26 protein-coding genes are annotated in these 18101 nt (G+C 66.3%); 1 reads left to right on the top strand and 25 read right to left on the bottom strand.

The window, feature by feature from the left end; all coding sequences use genetic code 11:
* Window positions 1–2 precede the first annotated feature (2 nt).
* The 22 genes from rplF to AB7E03_RS08610 all read right to left on the bottom strand — a co-directional run bounded on the left by rplF (window position 3) and on the right by AB7E03_RS08610 (window position 14636).
* Window positions 3–539 (bottom strand): 50S ribosomal protein L6, encoded by a 537-nt coding sequence (gene rplF / locus AB7E03_RS08505; RefSeq protein ID WP_441781352.1) that lies wholly within the window; start codon window positions 537–539, stop codon window positions 3–5.
* Window positions 540–545: 6 nt separating this feature from the next.
* Entirely contained in the window at window positions 546–944 is a 399-nt protein-coding gene (rpsH, locus tag AB7E03_RS08510; RefSeq protein ID WP_441781351.1) for a 30S ribosomal protein S8, read from the bottom strand.
* A gap of 99 nt (window positions 945–1043) precedes the next feature.
* Window positions 1044–1631, bottom strand: a complete 588-nt coding sequence (gene rplE / locus AB7E03_RS08515) for a 50S ribosomal protein L5 (RefSeq protein ID WP_441781350.1) — start codon at window positions 1629–1631, stop codon at window positions 1044–1046.
* Window positions 1631–1990, bottom strand: coding sequence for a 50S ribosomal protein L24 (gene rplX / locus AB7E03_RS08520; RefSeq protein WP_374009690.1), 360 nt, complete (start codon window positions 1988–1990; stop codon window positions 1631–1633). Before rplX ends, rplE begins: the two co-directional genes overlap by 1 nt.
* Before the next feature lie 3 nt (window positions 1991–1993).
* Entirely contained in the window at window positions 1994–2362 is a 369-nt protein-coding gene (gene rplN / locus AB7E03_RS08525) for a 50S ribosomal protein L14 (RefSeq protein WP_021759574.1), read from the bottom strand.
* On the bottom strand, window positions 2359–2664 hold the full coding sequence (gene rpsQ / locus AB7E03_RS08530) for a 30S ribosomal protein S17 (RefSeq protein WP_018191959.1): 306 nt from the start codon (window positions 2662–2664) through the stop codon (window positions 2359–2361). The genes rplN and rpsQ overlap by 4 nt, the downstream gene beginning before the upstream one ends.
* A complete protein-coding gene (gene rpmC, locus AB7E03_RS08535) occupies window positions 2664–2993 on the bottom strand; it encodes a 50S ribosomal protein L29 (RefSeq protein WP_441781349.1) in 330 nt (109 codons plus the stop codon). The genes rpsQ and rpmC overlap by 1 nt, the downstream gene beginning before the upstream one ends.
* Entirely contained in the window at window positions 2993–3412 is a 420-nt protein-coding gene (rplP, locus tag AB7E03_RS08540) for a 50S ribosomal protein L16 (protein WP_018191961.1), read from the bottom strand. Before rplP ends, rpmC begins: the two co-directional genes overlap by 1 nt.
* 2 nt (window positions 3413–3414) lie before the next feature.
* Window positions 3415–4182, bottom strand: a complete 768-nt coding sequence (rpsC, locus tag AB7E03_RS08545) for a 30S ribosomal protein S3 (RefSeq protein ID WP_441781348.1) — start codon at window positions 4180–4182, stop codon at window positions 3415–3417.
* Window positions 4182–4574, bottom strand: coding sequence for a 50S ribosomal protein L22 (gene rplV, locus AB7E03_RS08550; RefSeq protein WP_441781347.1), 393 nt, complete (start codon window positions 4572–4574; stop codon window positions 4182–4184). Before rplV ends, rpsC begins: the two co-directional genes overlap by 1 nt.
* Before the next feature lie 25 nt (window positions 4575–4599).
* A complete protein-coding gene (rpsS, locus tag AB7E03_RS08555) occupies window positions 4600–4881 on the bottom strand; it encodes a 30S ribosomal protein S19 (RefSeq protein ID WP_018191964.1) in 282 nt (93 codons plus the stop codon).
* Between the two features lie 12 nt (window positions 4882–4893).
* A complete protein-coding gene (gene rplB / locus AB7E03_RS08560) occupies window positions 4894–5733 on the bottom strand; it encodes a 50S ribosomal protein L2 (RefSeq protein WP_441781346.1) in 840 nt (279 codons plus the stop codon).
* Between the two features lie 24 nt (window positions 5734–5757).
* Window positions 5758–6057: a 50S ribosomal protein L23 gene (gene rplW / locus AB7E03_RS08565; RefSeq protein ID WP_441781345.1), complete on the bottom strand. Its 300-nt coding sequence runs from the start codon at window positions 6055–6057 to the stop codon at window positions 5758–5760.
* Complete coding sequence (rplD, locus tag AB7E03_RS08570; RefSeq protein WP_441781344.1) at window positions 6057–6704, bottom strand: 50S ribosomal protein L4; 648 nt, start codon at window positions 6702–6704, stop codon at window positions 6057–6059. Before rplD ends, rplW begins: the two co-directional genes overlap by 1 nt.
* A gap of 4 nt (window positions 6705–6708) precedes the next feature.
* Complete coding sequence (gene rplC / locus AB7E03_RS08575) at window positions 6709–7383, bottom strand: 50S ribosomal protein L3 (RefSeq protein WP_441781343.1); 675 nt, start codon at window positions 7381–7383, stop codon at window positions 6709–6711.
* A 14-nt stretch (window positions 7384–7397) separates the two neighbouring features.
* Window positions 7398–7706: a 30S ribosomal protein S10 gene (rpsJ, locus tag AB7E03_RS08580; protein WP_441781342.1), complete on the bottom strand. Its 309-nt coding sequence runs from the start codon at window positions 7704–7706 to the stop codon at window positions 7398–7400.
* A 416-nt stretch (window positions 7707–8122) separates the two neighbouring features.
* Window positions 8123–9109 carry a type IV toxin-antitoxin system AbiEi family antitoxin gene (locus AB7E03_RS08585; protein ID WP_489940991.1) on the bottom strand — a complete coding sequence of 329 codons (987 nt, stop codon included), beginning with the start codon at window positions 9107–9109 and terminating at the stop codon, window positions 8123–8125.
* Window positions 9110–9579: 470 nt separating this feature from the next.
* Window positions 9580–10773: an elongation factor Tu gene (tuf, locus tag AB7E03_RS08590; protein WP_285115731.1), complete on the bottom strand. Its 1194-nt coding sequence runs from the start codon at window positions 10771–10773 to the stop codon at window positions 9580–9582.
* A 115-nt stretch (window positions 10774–10888) separates the two neighbouring features.
* Complete coding sequence (gene fusA, locus AB7E03_RS08595; RefSeq protein ID WP_489940994.1) at window positions 10889–13003, bottom strand: elongation factor G; 2115 nt, start codon at window positions 13001–13003, stop codon at window positions 10889–10891.
* Window positions 13004–13105: 102 nt separating this feature from the next.
* Window positions 13106–13576: a 30S ribosomal protein S7 gene (gene rpsG / locus AB7E03_RS08600; protein ID WP_441781339.1), complete on the bottom strand. Its 471-nt coding sequence runs from the start codon at window positions 13574–13576 to the stop codon at window positions 13106–13108.
* The gene (gene rpsL / locus AB7E03_RS08605) at window positions 13576–13950 is read right to left on the bottom strand and encodes a 30S ribosomal protein S12 (RefSeq protein WP_011186743.1); all 375 of its coding nucleotides are present in this window, start codon (window positions 13948–13950) and stop codon (window positions 13576–13578) included. The genes rpsG and rpsL overlap by 1 nt, the downstream gene beginning before the upstream one ends.
* A gap of 389 nt (window positions 13951–14339) precedes the next feature.
* On the bottom strand, window positions 14340–14636 hold the full coding sequence (locus tag AB7E03_RS08610) for a WXG100 family type VII secretion target (RefSeq protein WP_441781338.1): 297 nt from the start codon (window positions 14634–14636) through the stop codon (window positions 14340–14342).
* 153 nt (window positions 14637–14789) lie between these two features.
* On the opposite strand from AB7E03_RS08610, the gene AB7E03_RS08615 reads away from it, so the two are divergent.
* Window positions 14790–15548 carry a hypothetical protein gene (locus tag AB7E03_RS08615; RefSeq protein ID WP_489941000.1) on the top strand — a complete coding sequence of 253 codons (759 nt, stop codon included), beginning with the start codon at window positions 14790–14792 and terminating at the stop codon, window positions 15546–15548.
* Here AB7E03_RS08615 and AB7E03_RS08620 read toward each other — a convergent pair.
* Genes AB7E03_RS08620 through AB7E03_RS08630 form a run of 3 tightly spaced genes read right to left on the bottom strand, consistent with a single transcriptional unit; the run spans window position 15505 to window position 18097 of the window.
* Window positions 15505–16116, bottom strand: coding sequence for a hypothetical protein (locus tag AB7E03_RS08620; protein WP_489941002.1), 612 nt, complete (start codon window positions 16114–16116; stop codon window positions 15505–15507). The two genes, AB7E03_RS08615 and AB7E03_RS08620, sit on opposite strands and share 44 nt — an antisense overlap.
* Window positions 16113–16733, bottom strand: coding sequence for a hypothetical protein (locus AB7E03_RS08625; protein ID WP_489941004.1), 621 nt, complete (start codon window positions 16731–16733; stop codon window positions 16113–16115). The genes AB7E03_RS08620 and AB7E03_RS08625 overlap by 4 nt, the downstream gene beginning before the upstream one ends.
* 11 nt (window positions 16734–16744) lie before the next feature.
* Complete coding sequence (locus AB7E03_RS08630; RefSeq protein WP_489941006.1) at window positions 16745–18097, bottom strand: putative T7SS-secreted protein; 1353 nt, start codon at window positions 18095–18097, stop codon at window positions 16745–16747.
* Window positions 18098–18101: the final 4 nt, after the last annotated feature.

Below are 18101 nucleotides of genomic sequence, written 5' to 3' on the forward strand. Positions count from 1 at the left end.
GATTACTTACCAGCCTTTCCGGCCTTGCGACGAACGACCTCGCCGGCGTAGCGCACGCCCTTGCCCTTGTACGGCTCGGGCTTGCGGATCTTGCGGATGTTCGCGGCGACCTCGCCCACGGCCTGCTTGTCGATGCCGGCCACGGTGACGCGGTTGTTGCCCTCGACCGTGAACGTGATTCCGGCCGGCGGCTCGACGGTCACCGGGTGCGAGAAGCCGAGCGCGAACTCGATGGCCGCGCCCTTCTGGGCGACGCGGTAACCGGTACCGACGATCTCCAGGCCCTTGGAGTAGCCCTGGGTGACGCCGATGATCTGGTTGTTGATGAGCGTGCGGGTCAGGCCGTGCAGCGAACGCGATGCGCGCTCGTCGTCCGGACGGGTCACCAGAACCTGGTTCTCCTCCAGCTTGACCTCGATCGGGTTCGCGACGGTGAGGCTGAGCTCACCCTTCGGACCCTTCACTGTGACGGCCTGGCCGTCGATCTTCACATCGACCCCGGTCGGGATGTCGATGGGCAGTCTTCCAATACGCGACATGGCGGCTTACCACACGTAGGCGAGGACTTCCCCACCCACGCCCTTCTTCTCAGCCTGACGGTCCGTGAGCAGACCGGAGGAGGTGGACAGGATGGCGACGCCGAGCCCGCCGAGCACCTTGGGGAGCTCCGTGGACTTCGCGTAGACGCGAAGGCCGGGCTTCGACACGCGCTTGATACCGGCGATGGAACGCTCGCGGTTCGGTCCGAACTTGAGCTGCAGGGTCAGCGTCTTGCCGACGCGCGCGTCGGTGACGTCCCAACCGGCGATGTACCCCTCGTTGGTGAGGATGTCGGCGATGTGGGCCTTGAGCTTCGAGTGCGGCATCGACACGGTGTCGTGGTGAGCCGAGTTCGCGTTGCGCAGTCTGGTCAGCATGTCTGCGACCGGATCTGTCATGGTCATTGCGGTTTTCCTTACATACACCAGGTTTCGTTCAGCCGTTACACGACTGACGACCTGTGGTGGAAGCGGGCCGGCCGGGTCGGCCGGCCCGCAGTGGGCCTAGTTGGCCGCGTCGTTGGAACGGAACGGGAAGCCGAGCTGCTTGAGCAGCGCACGGCCCTCGTCGTCGTTCTTGGCGGTGGTCACCACAGTGATGTCCATACCGCGGACGCGGTCGATGCGGTCCTGGTTGATCTCGTGGAACATCGACTGCTCCGTGAGACCGAACGTGTAGTTGCCGTTCCCGTCGAACTGCTTGTCGCTGAGGCCGCGGAAGTCGCGGATACGCGGCAGCGCGAGCGAGAGGAGGCGGTCGAGGAACTCCCACATCCGGTCGCCGCGCAGCGTGACGTGCGCGCCGATCGGCTGACCCTCGCGCAGCTTGAACTGCGCGATGGACTTGCGGGCCTTGGTGACCTGCGGCTTCTGGCCGGTGATCAGGGTGAGGTCGTTGACCGCACCGTCGATCACCTTGCCGTCGCGGGCCGCCTCGCCGACACCCATGTTGACGACGATCTTCACGAGACCGGGCACCTGGTGCACGTTCGTGAAGCCGAAGTCGCCCTGGAGCTGCTGGGAGATCTCGGTCTTGTACTTCTGCTTCAGGCGCGGCTGGATTTTGCCAGCAGCGGTTGCAGTGTCGGTCATTACAGGTCCTTACCAGACTTCTTGGCGTAACGAACGCGGACCGTCTTGGTGACGCCGTCCTTCGTGACACTCTCTTCGCGGAAGCCGACGCGGGTCGGCTTCTTGGTCTCGGGGTCGACCAGGGCCACGTTCGAGACGTGGATCGAAGCCTCGTGGGTCTCGATGCCGCCGGTCTTCGTGCCACGCTGCGTCTGGCCGACGCGCACGTGCTTGGTCACGAAGTTGACGCCCTCGACGATCACGCGGTTCTGTTCGACCAGAACCTCGATCACGCGACCCTGCTTGCCACGGTCACCACCGCGGGCCTGCGAGCGGCCCGAGATGACCTGGACCAGGTCGCCCTTCTTGATGTTCGCCATGGGTTACAGCACCTCCGGTGCGAGCGAGATGATCTTCATGAACTTCTTGTCGCGGAGCTCGCGGCCGACCGGTCCGAAGATACGAGTGCCGCGCGGGTCACCGTCGTTCTTCAGGATGACGGCAGCGTTCTCGTCGAACTTGATGTAGGAGCCGTCCGGGCGGCGGGTGTTCTTGCGAACACGCACGACGACCGCCTTGACGACGTCGCCCTTCTTGACGTTCCCACCCGGGATCGCATCCTTGACCGTGGCCACGATGACATCGCCGAGGCCGGCGTACCGACGGCTGGAGCCGCCGAGCACGCGGATCGTGAGGAGCTCCTTGGCGCCGGTGTTATCGGCGACCTTGAGTCGGGATTCCTGCTGGATCACTTGGCCTTCTCCAGAATCTCAACCAGGCGCCAGCGCTTGCTGGCGCTCAGGGGACGGGTCTCGTTGATGAGAACGAGGTCGCCGATGCCGGCGGTGTTGTTCTCATCGTGCGCCTTCACCTTGGAGGTGCGGCGGATGACCTTGCCGTACAGGGGGTGCTTCACGCGGTCCTCGACCTCGACGACGATGGTTTTGTCCATCTTGTCGCTGACGACGTAACCGCGACGGGCCTTGCGGTACCCGCGGACGAGGGCCTCGTCGGCCGCCGACTCCGCGGCCGCGGCCTTGGTGGTCTCAGCCATTACTTGGCCTCCTCATTCGTGGTGTCGGCCTCGGCCTCGGCTGCCGGGGCAGCCTTCTTGGCGCGGGCCTTCTTCTCAGCCTTCGGCGCGGCCTCGGTCACAACCGGGGTCGCCCGGATCCCGAGCTCGCGCTCACGGATCACGGTGTAGATACGGGCGATGTCGCGCTTCACGGCGCGCAGGCGGCCGTGGCTCTCGAGCTGGCCGGTGGCCGACTGGAAGCGCAGGTTGAACAGCTCTTCCTTGGCCTTCTTCAGCTCGTCGACGAGTCGCTCGTCTTCGAAAGTGTCGAGCTCGCTCGAGGCAAGCTCCTTGGATCCGATCGCCATTACGCGTCGCCCTCCTCGCGCTTGATGATGCGTGCCTTGAGGGGCAGCTTGTGGATTGCACGGGTCATGGCCTCACGAGCGAGCTGCTCGGAGACGCCGGAGACCTCGAAGAGGACTCGACCCGGCTTGACGTTGGCGACCCACCACTCCGGCGAACCCTTACCGGAACCCATTCGGGTCTCGGCCGGCTTCTTCGTGAGCGGACGGTCGGGGTAGATGTTGATCCACACCTTGCCGCCACGCTTGATGTGACGCGTCATGGCGATACGAGCGGACTCGATCTGACGGTTGGTCACATAAGCGGGCGTCAGGGCCTGGATGCCGAACTCGCCGAAGGAGACCTTCGTGCCACCGGTCGCCTGGCCGCTACGGCCGGGGTGGTGCTGCTTGCGGTGCTTGACTCTGCGTGGGATCAACATGGTTATGCCTCAACTCCTGCTGCGGCCGGCGCGTTCGAGGACTCGGGGGCATTGCCCCGGCCACCGCGACGCGGACGGTCGTTGCGCTCGCGCGACGGCTTCTGGTTTGCCTGCTCGCGAGCCAGTTCCTTGTTCGTGATGTCGCCCTTGTAGATCCACACCTTGACACCGATGCGACCGAAGGTGGTCTTGGCCTCGTAGAAGCCGTAGTCGATGTTGGCGCGGAGCGTGTGCAGCGGCACACGACCCTCGCGGTAGAACTCGGAGCGGCTCATCTCGGCGCCGCCGAGACGGCCGGACACCTGGATGCGGACACCCTTGGCGCCGGCGCGCTGCGCGCCCTGCAGACCCTTACGCATCGCGCGGCGGAAGGCCACGCGGGCGGCGAGCTGCTCGGCGATGCCCTGAGCGACGAGCTGGGCGTCGGCCTCGGGGTTCTTCACCTCGAGGATGTTCAGCTGGATCTGCTTGCCCGAGAGCTTCTCGAGGTCGGCGCGGATGCGCTCGGCCTCGGCGCCACGACGACCGATCACGATGCCCGGACGGGCGGTGTGGATGTCGACGCGGACGCGGTCACGGGTGCGCTCGATCTCGATGCGGGACACGCCCGCGCGGTCGAGCGACGTCTTCAGCAGCGTGCGGATCTTGACGTCCTCAGCGAGGTAGTCGCTGTAACGCTGACCCGGCTTGGTGCTGTCCGAGAACCACCGCGACACATGGTCGGTGGTGATGCCCAGACGGAAGCCGTACGGATTGACTTTCTGACCCATTACTTGCTCGCCTTCTTGCTGACGGGGGCGGCCTCGGCCTCATCCGGCGTCGTCAGGACGACGGTGATGTGGCTGGTGCGCTTGTTGATGCGGAAGGCCCGACCCTGTGCACGCGGCTGGAACCGCTTGAGGGTGGTCCCCTCATCCACGAAGGCGCGGCTCACGTACAGGTCCTGCTCGTCCAGGTAGGTGTTGCTCTGGTCGGCCTTGACTCGCGCGTTGGCGATGGCCGAGGCGACGAGCTTGTAAACCGGCTCGCTCGCACTCTGGGGGGCGAACTTCAGGATGGCCAGGGCCTCCTGAGCTTGCTTGCCGCGGATCATGTTGACGACGCGGCGGGCCTTCATGGGGGTAACGCGGATGTGTCGCACGCGGGCGATCGACTCCACCATTTCTCTCCTCCTTACGCCACCGCGGTCAGCGGCGGCGACCCTTCTTGTCGTCCTTCACGTGTCCACGGAAGGTGCGGGTCGGCGCGAACTCGCCGAGCTTGTGACCGACCATGGTCTCGGTGACGAACACCGGGATGTGCTTGCGACCGTCGTGCACCGCGATGGTGTGACCCAGCATGGCCGGGACGATCATGGAGCGGCGCGACCAGGTCTTGATCACGTTCTTGCTGTTGGCCTCGTTCGCGGCGACCACCTTGCGAAACAGGTGCTCGTCGACGAAGGGGCCCTTCTTGAGACTGCGTGGCATCTTCTCGAACTCCTACTTACGCTTCTTGCCGGCGTTACGACGGCGGACGATGAGCTTGTCGCTTTCCTTGTTGGGGTGGCGCGTGCGGCCTTCCTTCTGACCCCACGGGCTGACCGGGTGGCGACCACCGGAGGTCTTGCCCTCACCACCACCGTGCGGGTGGTCGATCGGGTTCATGGCGACACCGCGGACGGTCGGGCGGACGCCCTTCCAGCGCATACGGCCGGCCTTGCCCCAGTTGATGTTCGACTGCTCGGCGTTGCCGACCTCGCCGACGGTCGCGCGGCAGCGCGCGTCGACGTTGCGGACCTCGCCAGAGGGGAGGCGCAGCTGGGCGTAGGGGCCGTCCTTCGCGACGAGGCGGACCGAGGATCCGGCCGAACGGGCGATCTTCGCGCCACCGCCCGGCTTCAGCTCGATCGCGTGCACGACGGTACCGGTCGGGATGTTGCGCAGCGGCAGGTTGTTGCCCGGCTTGATGTCCGAACCGGCGCCCGACTCGACGACGTCGCCCTGCTTCAGGCCGGCGGGCGCCAGGATGTAGCGCTTGGTGCCGTCCACGAAGTGCAGCAGCGCGATGCGCGCCGTGCGGTTGGGGTCGTACTCGATGTGAGCGACCTTGGCGTTGACGCCGTCCTTGTCGTTGCGACGGAAGTCGATCACGCGGTACTGGCGCTTGTGGCCACCACCGATGTGACGGGTCGTGATGCGGCCCTGGTTGTTGCGGCCACCGGTCTTCGACAGCGGACGGAGAAGGGACTTCTCCGGCGTCGAGCGGGTGATCTCGGCGAAGTCTGCGACCGAGGAGCCGCGACGACCGGGGGTCGTGGGCTTGTAATTACGAATAGCCATGTCTGTCTTCCTCTAGTCCTTCGCTCAGCCGACGGCCGTGAAGATGTCGATGGAACCGGACTTCAGCGTCACGATCGCACGCTTGGTGTCCTTGCGCTTGCCCTGACCGAACTTGGTGCGACGGGTCTTGCCCTGACGGTTCAGGGTGTTCACCGACGCGACCTCGACCTTGAAGATCGACTCGATGGCGAGCTTGATCTCGGTCTTGTTCGAACGCGTGTCGACGAGGAAGGTGTACTTGCCCTCGTCGATCAGGCCGTAGCTCTTCTCGGAGACGACCGGGGCGATGATGACGTCGCGCGGGTCCTTGTTGACGGCGGCCATTACGCGTTCACCTCTTCCTTGTTCTTGCTTGCGATGAACGCCTCGAGGGCGGCCTGCGAGAAGACGATGTCGTCGCTCACCAGGACGTCGTACGCGTTCAGCTGGTCCTGGGTCAGGACGTGCACGGTGGGGACGTTACGGACGCTCTTGAAGGCCAGCTCGTCATCGCGCTCGATCACGACGAGGACGTGCTTGGAGGTCGCGATGCCGCTCAGCAGGTCGACGACGGCCTTGGTCGAGGGCGCGTCACCGGTGGTGAAGGCCTGGACGGCGTGGATGCGGGCGCCGCGAGCGCGGTCAGAGAGAGCACCGAGCAGAGCAGCGGCGATCATCTTCTTCGGGGTGCGCTGGGCGTAGCTGCGCGGCGTCGGGCCGTGCACGATGCCACCACCGGTCATCTGAGGAGCGCGGATCGAGCCCTGACGAGCGCGACCGGTGCCCTTCTGCTTGAACGGCTTGCGGCCGGCGCCGGAGACCTCGCCACGACCCTTGGTCTTGTGGGTGCCCTGGCGCGCTGCGGCGAGCTGGGCGGTCACGACCTGGTGGATCAGCGGGATGTTGGTCTGAACGTCGAACAGGGCCTCGGGAAGCTCGATGGAGCCGGCCTTCTTGCCCTTGAGGTCGACGACGTCAATCGAGGTAGCCATCTACTTAGGCCCCCTTCACTGCGTTGCGGACGAAAACGATGCGGCCACGGGCGCCGGGAACGGCTCCCTTGACCAGCAGCAGGCCCTTCTCGGCGTCGATGCCCTGAACGGTGAGGTTCAGGACCGTGACGCGCTCGCCACCCATACGACCGGCCATGCGCATGCCCTTGAAGACACGGCTCGGGGTCGAGGAGGCGCCGATGGAACCCGGCTTGCGGTGGTTGCGGTGCGCACCGTGCGAAGCGGAGACGCCCTGGAAATTGTGGCGCTTCATCACACCGGCGAAGCCCTTACCCTTCGACGTACCGACGACGTCGACCCGCTGGCCGATCTCGAAGGTGGCGTCGACGGTGAGCTCCTGACCGGCCGCGTACTCGGCGGCGTCGGAGGTGCGGACCTCGGTGAGGTGACGGCGCGGCGTGACGCCGGCCTTGTCGAAGTGGCCGGCGGACGGCTTGTTGACCTTGCGCGGGTCGATCTGGCCGTAAGCGATCTGGACGGCGTTGTAGCCGTCGGCCTCGGGGGTACGGACCTGGGTCACGACGTTCGGCGTGATCTCGATGACGGTCACGGGGACGAGCTTGTTGTTCTCATCCCAGACCTGGGTCATGCCGAGCTTCTTGCCGAGGAGGCCCTTGGAGGTCTTGCCCGACACGGCTGCGCTGTTGGAGTTAGGCATAGTGGCATTCCCCCTTAGAGCTTGATCTCGATGTTGACGTCGGCGGGCAGGTCGAGACGCATGAGCGAGTCGACGGCCTTCGGCGTCGGGTCGATGATGTCGATCAGCCGCTTGTGCGTGCGCATCTCGAAGTGCTCGCGGCTGTCCTTGTACTTGTGGGGCGAACGGATGACGACCACCACGTTCTTCTCGGTGGGAAGCGGCACCGGGCCGACGACGGTCGCGCCGGCACGGGTCACCGTGTCGACGATCTTGCGCGCCGAGGAGTCGATGACCTCGTGGTCATACGACTTAAGCCGAATGCGGATCTTCTGTCCCGCCATGTCTGACTCTCTCTCTTGTTATGGCGTCGTACGAGACGGCTCGTGAAGAGCCGTTCTTCGCATTGGACGCGGTGCGACGTACGCGTGGGGAACGCCACTATTCTTCTGTCAACTCCTCCGACCCGACCTTTCGAGGCACAGGGGTAGCCCCTGGCTTCTGAGGTGATCGAATTGAGCGTGTTCTGCTGCCTGCGGCCTAACCAACGACCCGCCGGTCTCGCTAGGGACCCGTGCGGTGGGCTATGCACTGCCTGGCAGTGATCCGGTTCGCGAGCGTACAGGCGCACACGTTCCGAAATGTTGAACTAGACAAGTTTGCCAGATCGCGGGCAATGCTGCAACCCGGGCGTGTCGCGTCCGCGTGTCGCGCACGACGCCGCTTGTCGCCTGCGCTGCTGCGCGAGCGGAGGCGGACGTTACAACGGGCGTCGGAAGCGCCATTCGGCACTCGGGTCGACGGGGAGGCCGGCGGCGGTGAGGAGCGCCGAGAGGGCACGAGGGTCTCGCGCGGTGACCCACCGCCAGCGTACGACACGGAAGCCGAGCGCCCGGAGGCGGTCCTCGCGGATCTTCTCGTCGAGGACCACGCGTTCTGCAGTCCGGCCCCCGCGCAGCGATGCGTCGAGGTACTTCGCATCGCCGTCCGCCTCACCGACCACGCTGTGGGCTCGCCAGGCGAAGTCGACGTATCCGATCAGGCCGGCGTCATCGCGGAAAGGCACCTGGAGCTCTGGCTCCGGCAGACCGGCGGCGTGCATCGAGACGCGACTCACCGACTCCAGCGGCGAGTCAGCGCGTGGGTCGGCACGCAGGATCACATCCAGCGAACGACGGTGACCCCGCATGGGCTGAGCGCGCATCCATGCGGCAAGCATCCGATCGCGCCCTTTCCGGCCGTCTGAGGCGTGCCGCCCGGACGCGAGGCGGCGCAGAATGTGATCCGCCATCGCAATCGCCTCGTCTGTCGGAGCAATGGCAGCCAGGTCGGCCGCCGTCCGCTCCGGAGAGGTGAACCGGAGACCCGCCACCTCCGCCTCGTCCTCGGGCGGAAGTTCGGAGGCATGGGCCACCACTCCGCCCTTGCTGCGTCCGCCGCTCCCTCTCGGCACCAGGACGTGCACGCGCTCTGGCGGCGGGCCGAACAGTGGGAGACCGTGGGCGACAGCCGCGGACCAATGCGAGAACACGGGCGGCACATCCCGTGTCCGAGCGATCGCCGTCATGCACAGCAGATGCCTACCCCGAGCGTCCAGACCGTCCCAGATCTCGCGGTCAACGTACGCGCCGCGGGCCACCCGCACCTCCACACCACGGGTGGTGGCTCGCGCGTGCTGCTGGCGGGTCTCGGAGCGATCCCTCAGAAGGCGGACCAGTGTCGGTTCGGGCGATGCGTCGAAACTCATGCCGCCTGTCTAACGCGCGCGGCCCCTCCCGCGACCCCAACCGCTCCTTCTGTGGACACCCTCCTCGCGCCACCGGGCTGTGGACGAAAGTGAGCGCCGCCGTTTGTCGCGAGGGCGCCTGCGCGCGCAGCGGCGCGGGTTACGAACGGGGGCGCTCACGCGAAGAAGCGGGGCCGGCATCGCCGACCCCGCTCGAGTGGCGCCTCGCGCCGCCACTCAGCTGAATGTTCCACGACCGCTAGGCGGTCCCCGAACTTCCGTTACGAGAATCTGTCAGCGGCGTGGGCTGGTTTGCGAGGCTGTGGGAATCCATAGGCGCTCCTCTCATCGACGGAACCGTCCGGATGAAACGGTGCGTCAATTCTGCGACGCGCTGCTCGGTACGTAAACCCCCTGGAGAGGACTGCCAGGAACACGAAAGAGGGCCGGGCCCGAAGGCCCGACCCTCTTGCGAGTGAGTCGCGAAGGACTTACTTGCTGATCTTGGTCACCGTACCGGCGCCCACGGTGCGGCCACCCTCACGGATGGCGAAGCCGAGGCCCTCCTCCATGGCGATCGGCTGAATCAGCTCGACCGACATGTCGGTGGTGTCGCCGGGCATGACCATCTCGGTGCCCTCGGGCAGCGAGATGACGCCGGTGACGTCGGTGGTACGGAAATAGAACTGCGGGCGGTAGTTCGTGTAGAAGGGGTTGTGACGGCCACCCTCATCCTTGGACAGGATGTAGGCGGTGCCCTCGAAGTTGGTGTGAGGGGTCACAGAACCCGGCTTCGCCACGACCTGGCCGCGCTCCACGTCCTCGCGCTTGGTGCCACGGAGGAGCAGACCACAGTTCTCACCGGCCCAGGCCTCGTCGAGCTGCTTGTGGAACATCTCGATACCGGTGACCGTGGTCTTCTGCGTCGGGCGGATGCCGACGATCTCGACCTCGGAGTTGATGGCGAGGGTTCCGCGCTCGGCGCGACCGGTGACGACGGTGCCACGACCGGTGATCGTGAAGACGTCCTCGATCGGCATCAGGAACGGCTTGTCCTTGTCGCGAACCGGGTCCGGGATGGAGTCGTCCACGGCCTCCATGAGGTCGAGGATGGACTGGGTCCACTTCTCGTCGCCCTCGAGAGCCTTGAGGCCCGAGACGCGGATGACCGGGGCGTTGTCGCCGTCGAAGTCCTGGCTGGAGAGCAGCTCACGGACCTCGAGCTCGACGAGCTCCAGGATCTCCTCGTCGTCGACCATGTCGGACTTGTTCAGGGCGACCAGCAGGTACGGCACGCCGACCTGCTTGGCGAGCAGAACGTGCTCGCGGGTCTGAGCCATCGGGCCGTCGGTGGCGGCGACCACGAGGATCGCGCCGTCCATCTGAGCCGCACCGGTGATCATGTTCTTGATGTAGTCGGCGTGACCCGGGGCGTCAACGTGCGCGTAGTGGCGCTTCGGCGTCTCGTACTCCACGTGGGAGATGTTGATCGTGATACCGCGCTGACGCTCTTCCGGAGCCGAGTCGATCGACGCGAAGTCGCGCTGCACGTTGGTCGCCGAGGGGTACTTGTCAGCAAGCACCTTGGAGATCGCCGCGGTGAGCGTGGTCTTGCCGTGGTCGACGTGACCGATGGTTCCGATGTTGACGTGCGGCTTAGTCCGCTCGAACTTGGCCTTAGCCACTGTGGGTCCTCCTCAGGACTCTCGTGCACATCCCCCGGTCGATGGATTTCGACCGGTGGGATCTGCGGATTGGTTTCTTATGTTACGGGATGTTGCCTGGGGTGAGTGACCGAGGTCACTCGCCCTTGCTCTTCTGGACGATCTCGTCGGCCACAGCCTTCGGGACCTCCGCGTAGCTGTCGAACTGCATCGAGTACACCGCACGGCCCGAGGTCTTGGACCGCAGGTCTCCGATGTAGCCGAACATCTCCGACAGCGGGACGTTCGCGCGAACGACCTTGACGCCACTCGCGTCCTCCATGGACTGGATCTGTCCACGACGGGAGTTCAGGTCGCCGATGACATCGCCCATGTACTCCTCCGGCGTACGCACCTCGACCGCCATGAGCGGCTCGAGGAGCACCGGGTTCGCCTTACGAGCAGCCTCCTTGTAGGCCATCGAGCCGGCGATCTTGAACGCCATCTCCGAGGAGTCGACGTCGTGCGCTGCACCGTCGAGGAGCGTCGCCTTGACGCCCACCGTCGGGAAGCCGGCGAGAACGCCGACCTGCATCGCGTCCTGGATGCCCGCGTCCACCGAGGGGATGTACTCGCGCGGAACGCGACCGCCGGAGACGGCGTTCACGAACTCGTACGAGGTCTCCGGGGTGACCTCGATCGGCTCCAGGCTGATCTGCACCTTTGCGAACTGACCGGATCCACCGGTCTGCTTCTTGTGGGTGTAGTCGTACTTCTCGACCGTGCGGCGGATCGTCTCGCGGTAAGCCACCTGGGGCTTGCCGACGTTCGCCTCGACGTTGAACTCGCGCTTCATGCGGTCGACGAGGATGTCGAGGTGGAGTTCGCCCATGCCCTTGATGACGGTCTGGCCGGTCTCCTGGTTCTGCTCGGTGCGGAACGTCGGGTCCTCTTCGGCCAGCTTCTGGATCGCGGTGCCCAGCTTCTCCTGGTCGGCCTTGGTCTTCGGCTCGATGGCCACCTCGATCACGGGCTCCGGGAAGGTCATCGACTCGAGCACGACCTGGTTGTCCGGGTCGCTCAGGGTGTCACCGGTGGTGGTGTCCTTGAGGCCGATCACCGCGTAGATGTTGCCGGCGGTGACGGAGTCGACGGGGATCTCCTTGTTGGCGTGCATCTGGAAGATCTTGCCGATGCGCTCCTTCTTGCCCTTGGTCGAGTTGATGACCTGGGCACCGGAGTCGAGACGACCCGAGTAGACGCGCACGTAGGTGAGGCGACCGAAGAACGGGTGGACGGCGACCTTGAAGGCCAGCGCCGAGAACGGCTCGGTTGCGTCGGCGTGACGCAGGATGACCTGCTCCTCGTCGCGCGGGTTGTGCGCCTCGATGGCGGGCACGTCGAGCGGCGACGGGAGGTAGTCGATCACGGCGTCGAGCATCGGCTGGACACCGCGGTTCTTGAACGCCGAGCCGCAGAGGACCGGGTAGATCTCGTTGTTCACAGTCAGCTTGCGAATGGCTGCCTTGATCTCGGGGATCGTGATCTCTTCGCCCGCGAAGAACTTCTCGAGCAGCGCGTCGTCGGTCTCGGCGACGGTCTCGAGCAGACGGTTGCGGTAGTCCGCAGCCTTCTCCTGAAGGTCGGCCGGGATCTCCTGGACCTCGTACTTGGCGCCCATGGTGACATCACCCTTGGCGTCGCCGGGCCAGACCAGCGCGCGCATCTCGACCAGGTCGACGACGCCGACGAAGTCGGACTCGGAACCGATCGGGAGCTGCATCACCAGCGGCTTGGCGCCGAGGCGGGACACGATGGTGTCGACCGTGAAGTAGAAGTCGGCGCCGAGCTTGTCCATCTTGTTGACGAAGCAGATGCGCGGAACGACGTACTTGTCGGCCTGACGCCACACGGTCTCCGACTGGGGCTCGACGCCCTCCTTCGCGTCGAACACGGCGACGGCGCCGTCGAGGACGCGGAGCGAACGCTCCACCTCGACGGTGAAGTCGACGTGACCCGGCGTGTCGATGATGTTGATCTGGTTCTTGTTCCAGAAACAGGTGACGGCCGCGGACGTGATGGTGATGCCGCGCTCCTTCTCCTGCTCCATCCAGTCGGTGGTCGAGGCGCCGTCGTGCGTCTCGCCGATCTTGTGGTTGACGCCCGTGTAGAACAGGATGCGCTCGGTCGTGGTGGTCTTGCCGGCATCGATGTGGGCCATGATGCCGATGTTGCGGACCTTGTTCAGGTCAGTGAGCACGTCCTGTGCCACAGGGTTCCTCCGAAAAATAGAAAGTGGAAGGTGTGCCGTCCGGGCGCGGCACCTCTGAGAAGTGCAACGCCCGGACGGACCACAGTGTTCCTACCGGCTGGGTTACCAGCGGTAGTGGGCGAAGGCCTTGTTCGACTCGGCCATCTTGTGCGTGTCCTCGCGGCGCTTGACAGCGGCGCCGAGGCCGTTGGAGGCGTCGAGGATCTCGTTGGTGAGACGCTCGGTCATCGTCTTCTCGCGACGACCCTTGGCGTAGCTGGTGAGCCAGCGGAGCGCGAGCGTGTTCGCGCGGTGCGGCTTGACCTCGACCGGCACCTGGTAGGTCGAGCCACCGACGCGGCGGCTGCGGACCTCGAGGGTCGGACGGACGTTGTCGAGAGCCTTCTTGAGCACGACGACCGCGTCCTGACCGGACTTGGTGCCGACGCCCTCGAGCGCGTCATAGACGATGCGCTCGGCGAGGCCCTTCTTGCCGTCGAGGAGGATCTTGTTGACGAGCTGGCTGACCACCGGCGCGCCGTACACCGGGTCGGCGACGACGGGGCGCTTGGGAGCGGGACCCTTGCGAGGCATTACTTCTTCTCCATCTTCGCGCCGTAACGGCTGCGAGCCTGCTTGCGGTTCTTGACGGCCTGGGTGTCCAGGGCGCCGCGAACGATCTTGTAGCGGACGCCGGGGAGGTCCTTCACACGACCGCCGCGGACGAGCACCATCGAGTGCTCCTGCAGGTTGTGGCCCTCACCGGGGATGTAAGCGGTGACCTCGGTCCCGTTCGACAGCTTCACACGGGCGACCTTGCGGAGCGCGGAGTTCGGCTTCTTGGGGGTGGTGGTGTAGACACGGGTGCACACGCCGCGCTGCTGGGGGTTGGCCTTCAGGGCGGGAGCCTTGGTCTTGGTGACCTTCGGCGTCCGTCCCTTGCGGACCAACTGCTGAATGGTTGGCACTGAACTTCTCCTTTTATGGACTGCACGGTGACAGTTGTTGCCTTTTCCCCATGGACGACCAACCCGCTTCGCGGGCTTCTCGTTTCCGGGGGGATCGGCCGACAGGCGTTGTCCGCCAGCCGATATGCCGTGGGGGCGGGGATTCCGTGCGGTCTCCCTGCCCATCGGATGAGTACGTGCCAGCCCACTCGCTCCTGGCCCGGGAAACGGGCACGAAGCAAGCGCGCGACAGAGCGCACACCCGATAAATACTATCGTCCGGGTGTCGGCCGGTCAAATGAGCGAGGCCGCCAGAGGCCCGTGTCCGCGCAGGGCGAAAGAGCCGGGACGCAGAAGAGCGCGGGCACCCCGTTCGGGTACCCGCGCTCGTCGTACGGTATGCGCTCGGCTCAGCCGCCGATGCCCTTGGCGAGCTCGCTGTCGACGTTCTGCAGGGCGTCGGCCGCCTTGGTGAGGAACTGCGACATCCCGTCGAGCCCGTTCACCGCGTCCGTGGTGCCCTTGGTGAACTGCTCGTAGGAGGAGTGGAAGGCGCCGGACGCCTGATCGGTGACGAAGCCGCCGTTGACGAGCCCGTTCACCAGGTTCTGGAGCTCGTGGAGCTTCGCGGTGATGTCGTCCTTGCCCGCGGTGAGGCGGTTGGCGGCATCGGTCATCTCGCCGTACGTGACGTTCATGTTGGCCATGACGGTCCTTATCCCTTCGGTTCGAAAGAGGCCGTACCCCCGGGGCCGACCAGCTACGTCTACCTAACCAGGCGAGAGGAGGGGATGGAATGGGGAGCACTCCCCATGCGCCCGGGTTCACTGCCGCAGGGCCAGCGGGATAGCCTGGCAGCCATGCCGTCGTACAGCCCGATGAAGCCGAACCGGAACTCCGCCGCCGCACGCACGCGGCTCCCGCGCTCGGACCGGGCGGCGACACCGCCGTCTGCCGTCGAGCGGGTCCTCCGGCCGGTGGGCTACCTGCTGATCGCCCTCGTATGGACGGCGCTAGGGCTCATCACCCTGCTGCTGCCTGCGGCCCTGCCGTTCGCGCTATGGAGCACCAACCCCGAGTTCAGCTCGCGCGACTTCGTCACCGGGGACGACGTGGTGGTCACCGTGCTCTTCCTGCTGTTCGCGGTCGTGGTGCTGGTTCCGCTGCTGGGGTACGCGTTCGTCGCCCTCCCCCTCGCATCCCTACCGCTGGCGGTGCTCTCGTGGACCTACGTGGTGCGGAGCCTGCTCCCCGCGTACGCCGGTGAGCGTCTCTCCAGCACGGGATGGTCACGCTCGGTGATCGGACCGCCGACGCTCGGGCCGACGGCCCTCTCCCTCCTGCCGGTGCGTCTGACGCCGTGGACGCGGTTCTGGACAGAGCTGATGCTCCTCGGCTGGCGGCCCGGCCGCGGCGTGCTGCTCGCCGGCATCCCGTACGGGCTCGCGTCGTTCCTGGTCGCCGGCTGGCTGTTCTGGCCGGTGGGAACGGTCGGCGCCGTGGTCTGGTCGATCGTCACCGTCGCGCTCGTCGCGGCGTCGGTGACGCTCGTGGTGCGGGCATTCCGGGCGCGGGTCAGCGGCCGGCGGCCGGTTCCGGAAGCGGTGCCCGGAAGCTGATGGAGTCGATCATCGCGTCGAACAGCTCCAGATAGAGATCCGGGGCGGTCGCCATCGGGGCGTTGACGCGCGCGTGGATGAGGCGCTCGCCTCCCGGGGCCGGGAAGCGGTAGTCGGCCACCAGCTCCGGCGACGACTCCTCGTCGTAGGTGGTCTGGCGGACCTGCGAGCGGCGTCGGGCCGGGCCGATCGAGAGGTCCAGCGCGTCGTCGTCGGGAAAGCTGCGCGCCAGGTGCACGGCCAGGTCGGCATCGTCCTCCGGCGCGGTCGGCCACTCCTCGCGCGAGAGCACGAGCGACGCCGGGAACGGCACCCCCGGGAGGATCTCCAGCGACAGGGCGAGCGCGAAGGCCGTGCTGTCGTTCGCCATCGCAACCAGGCGCTCAAGCTCGGTCTTCGCCGTGCGGCGTACGCGGGCCAGCCGGTCCGCCCGGCCGACACGCTCTGTGACGAGCCGCTGGATGCGGCGGGCCGCCGCCTCGTCGTCGTGCAGTGGGACCATGACCCACGTGCCGGGGAAGACGATGGTGAGTTCGTCATCCAGAGAGGTGAGGCGCGTCTCGCTCATGCGTACTCCCCCAGCGTCACCCGCAGCGAGTCGGCGATCTCCTGGGTCTCCGCGACCATGTCGGCGAAGCCGCCGACGAACGCCGAGCGGAAGACCATGTGGAAGGCCTGGGCCGCGCCGACCGGGAAGATGGCGAACACGACGCGCTGCTCGAGGAGCGCATCCCCGGCGTCGGCGTCGGCGATCGCGGTCAGGTGCGTGAAACCGACCAGCTCACCGGTGGCGTGCGCGGTGCGCCAGGAGCGGTAGCCGAGGATCTCGTAGCCGGGCTCGCGGTGAGCGCCCTCGGCGTCGGTGGCGGCCAAGTAGCTCTCGGGGGTGTCGTCCACCTCCAGCTGCAGCAGCTCGAAGGTCTGGAACGCATTCAGCACGCCGGTCGACGGCACCGGGATGTACGCACGGGCACGCGTCGCGCCCGTCGGGTCCTCCGCATGAAGCAGCTGCTGCAGCGCCCGCAACCGTTCGGCGAGTTCACTGGCGAGCGGCCCGGCGCCGACGGAGGCGGCGAGGCGCTCCGGCCAGTCGTCGCTGCCCTGCTCGCCCAACAGCTCGACGTCGTACCAGCCTTCCGGAGCGTCGAAGGAGAAGTCGACGATGTCCTGCGGTCGCAGCGTCATGCGTATCCCCCTCAGCCGTTGTGGCTCTTGTACGTCGGCACGTATTTGTCGCCGGCGCCGATCGCGAACTTCTGCAGGTCGATATTCGGCACCTGCGGCAGGTCGGTGTGGTTGCGTCCGCCGTCCAGCTTGTTGACGATCGAGTCGACCTTACCCGGCACGTTCACAAGATCGATGCCCTTATTGATGAGCGCCGAACCCTGGTGGTACGCGGCGACCGCGGTAAGCGGGTTGAACTCGCGGGCGCCCACATCGTGGGAGACGGCGCGGACCACGTTCTGGTCGATCCCGAGGAGGGCGCGCATCGCTTTGGCCTTGTCCGCGCCGTTCGTGACCAGAGCCTTGTAGGCCTCCCGCTGTGCAGCGGCGGAGTCGCCGGCCGCCTTCCAGACGTTGAGATCCTTCGAGGGGTTCTCGAACAGCTTCTTGGTGGCCGACTTCATCAGGCGCTTGCCGATCTGCATCTTCAGCATCGCATTGGGGCTGGTGCGCACACCGCCGACGGCCTTCGGCACGCGGGCGAGCGCCTTGATCCGGGCAGCCTTGCCGAGGAAGGCGAAGATGCGGCCGCCGAAGACGCTGAGGACCACAGTCACCGCGGCACCCAGCACGTCGAGGAAGCTGCCCTCGCCGTTCGCGAACTTCACCACGGCATCCACGAGCTTGATGATGGAGGCGACGAGCGCGATCACGACCAGGACCTGGCCGAGGATAGGCACCCAGGCGAAGAAGATGGCGAGCACCCCGGCGATGTCGCCGATGGTGCTGATCACATCCATCACCTTGTCCCAGAAGCCCGGGTTCTTGAGGCCGTTGTTGTGGTGGTCGACGACATCTACGATCGCGTCGACGGCCTTGTCGGCGGCGCGGTTCTTCTTGTCACGGGCGTCGAACCAGGCCTGGTGCGCCGCGTGCAGTGCCGCGTTGGCATCCCGGGCCGCGTCATCGGCCTTCGAGGCAGCCTTGTTCGCCGTGGAGGCGTCCTCTGGCTTCGCGCTCTGCGCGTCGGTGTGCGCTGTGGTCGCGGCCGTGTGCGCGGCGTTCGCGGCGCTCTGCTTCTGATCGATCAGGGCGATGGCCTTGTCGGCGTCGTCCTGCGCCTCGCGCAGCTCCGCGGCGTAGGCGATCAGCGCCGCCGCCGTCTTCGAGTAGCGGTCCTTGGCCTTGTTGATGTCGTCGGCCGTGTCCTTCGACATCTCCTGGAGCTTCGAGACGGCCTGAGACTTGTAGCCGTCGACGTCGTGAATCTTGTTCAGCTCCTTGACCGAGCGCTGGATGGCCTCGCCGATGGCCTGGTAGTGCCGGGCCTTCGCCTCGAGGACGTCCGGATCGCCGGTGAGGGGCTGGAACTCCTTGTCGCTCATCTCG

Source organism: Leifsonia sp. RCC_180, assembly GCF_058138205.1.

Bases quoted from the DNA above. Each gene is read 5' to 3' on its own strand.
- rplF (WP_441781352.1), bottom strand. From the start codon at position 539: ATGTCGCGTATTGGAAGACTGCCCATCGACATCCCGACCGGGGTCGAT.
- rpsH (WP_441781351.1), bottom strand. From the start codon at position 944: ATGACCATGACAGATCCGGTCGCAGACATGCTGACCAGACTGCGCAAC.
- rplE (WP_441781350.1), bottom strand. From the start codon at position 1,631: ATGACCGACACTGCAACCGCTGCTGGCAAAATCCAGCCGCGCCTGAAG.
- rplX (WP_374009690.1), bottom strand. From the start codon at position 1,990: ATGGCGAACATCAAGAAGGGCGACCTGGTCCAGGTCATCTCGGGCCGC.
- rpsQ (WP_018191959.1), bottom strand. From the start codon at position 2,664: ATGGCTGAGACCACCAAGGCCGCGGCCGCGGAGTCGGCGGCCGACGAG.
- rpmC (WP_441781349.1), bottom strand. From the start codon at position 2,993: ATGGCGATCGGATCCAAGGAGCTTGCCTCGAGCGAGCTCGACACTTTC.
- rplP (WP_018191961.1), bottom strand. From the start codon at position 3,412: ATGTTGATCCCACGCAGAGTCAAGCACCGCAAGCAGCACCACCCCGGC.
- rpsC (WP_441781348.1), bottom strand. From the start codon at position 4,182: ATGGGTCAGAAAGTCAATCCGTACGGCTTCCGTCTGGGCATCACCACC.
- rplV (WP_441781347.1), bottom strand. From the start codon at position 4,574: ATGGTGGAGTCGATCGCCCGCGTGCGACACATCCGCGTTACCCCCATG.
- rpsS (WP_018191964.1), bottom strand. From the start codon at position 4,881: ATGCCACGCAGTCTCAAGAAGGGCCCCTTCGTCGACGAGCACCTGTTT.
- rplB (WP_441781346.1), bottom strand. From the start codon at position 5,733: ATGGCTATTCGTAATTACAAGCCCACGACCCCCGGTCGTCGCGGCTCC.
- rplW (WP_441781345.1), bottom strand. From the start codon at position 6,057: ATGGCCGCCGTCAACAAGGACCCGCGCGACGTCATCATCGCCCCGGTC.
- rplD (WP_441781344.1), bottom strand. From the start codon at position 6,704: ATGGCTACCTCGATTGACGTCGTCGACCTCAAGGGCAAGAAGGCCGGC.
- rplC (WP_441781343.1), bottom strand. From the start codon at position 7,383: ATGCCTAACTCCAACAGCGCAGCCGTGTCGGGCAAGACCTCCAAGGGC.
- rpsJ (WP_441781342.1), bottom strand. From the start codon at position 7,706: ATGGCGGGACAGAAGATCCGCATTCGGCTTAAGTCGTATGACCACGAG.
- AB7E03_RS08585 (WP_489940991.1), bottom strand. From the start codon at position 9,109: ATGAGTTTCGACGCATCGCCCGAACCGACACTGGTCCGCCTTCTGAGG.
- rpsG (WP_441781339.1), bottom strand. From the start codon at position 13,576: ATGCCTCGCAAGGGTCCCGCTCCCAAGCGCCCCGTCGTCGCCGACCCG.
- AB7E03_RS08610 (WP_441781338.1), bottom strand. From the start codon at position 14,636: ATGGCCAACATGAACGTCACGTACGGCGAGATGACCGATGCCGCCAAC.
- AB7E03_RS08615 (WP_489941000.1), top strand. From the start codon at position 14,790: ATGCCGTCGTACAGCCCGATGAAGCCGAACCGGAACTCCGCCGCCGCA.
- AB7E03_RS08620 (WP_489941002.1), bottom strand. From the start codon at position 16,116: ATGAGCGAGACGCGCCTCACCTCTCTGGATGACGAACTCACCATCGTC.
- AB7E03_RS08625 (WP_489941004.1), bottom strand. From the start codon at position 16,733: ATGACGCTGCGACCGCAGGACATCGTCGACTTCTCCTTCGACGCTCCG.
- AB7E03_RS08630 (WP_489941006.1), bottom strand. From the start codon at position 18,097: ATGAGCGACAAGGAGTTCCAGCCCCTCACCGGCGATCCGGACGTCCTC.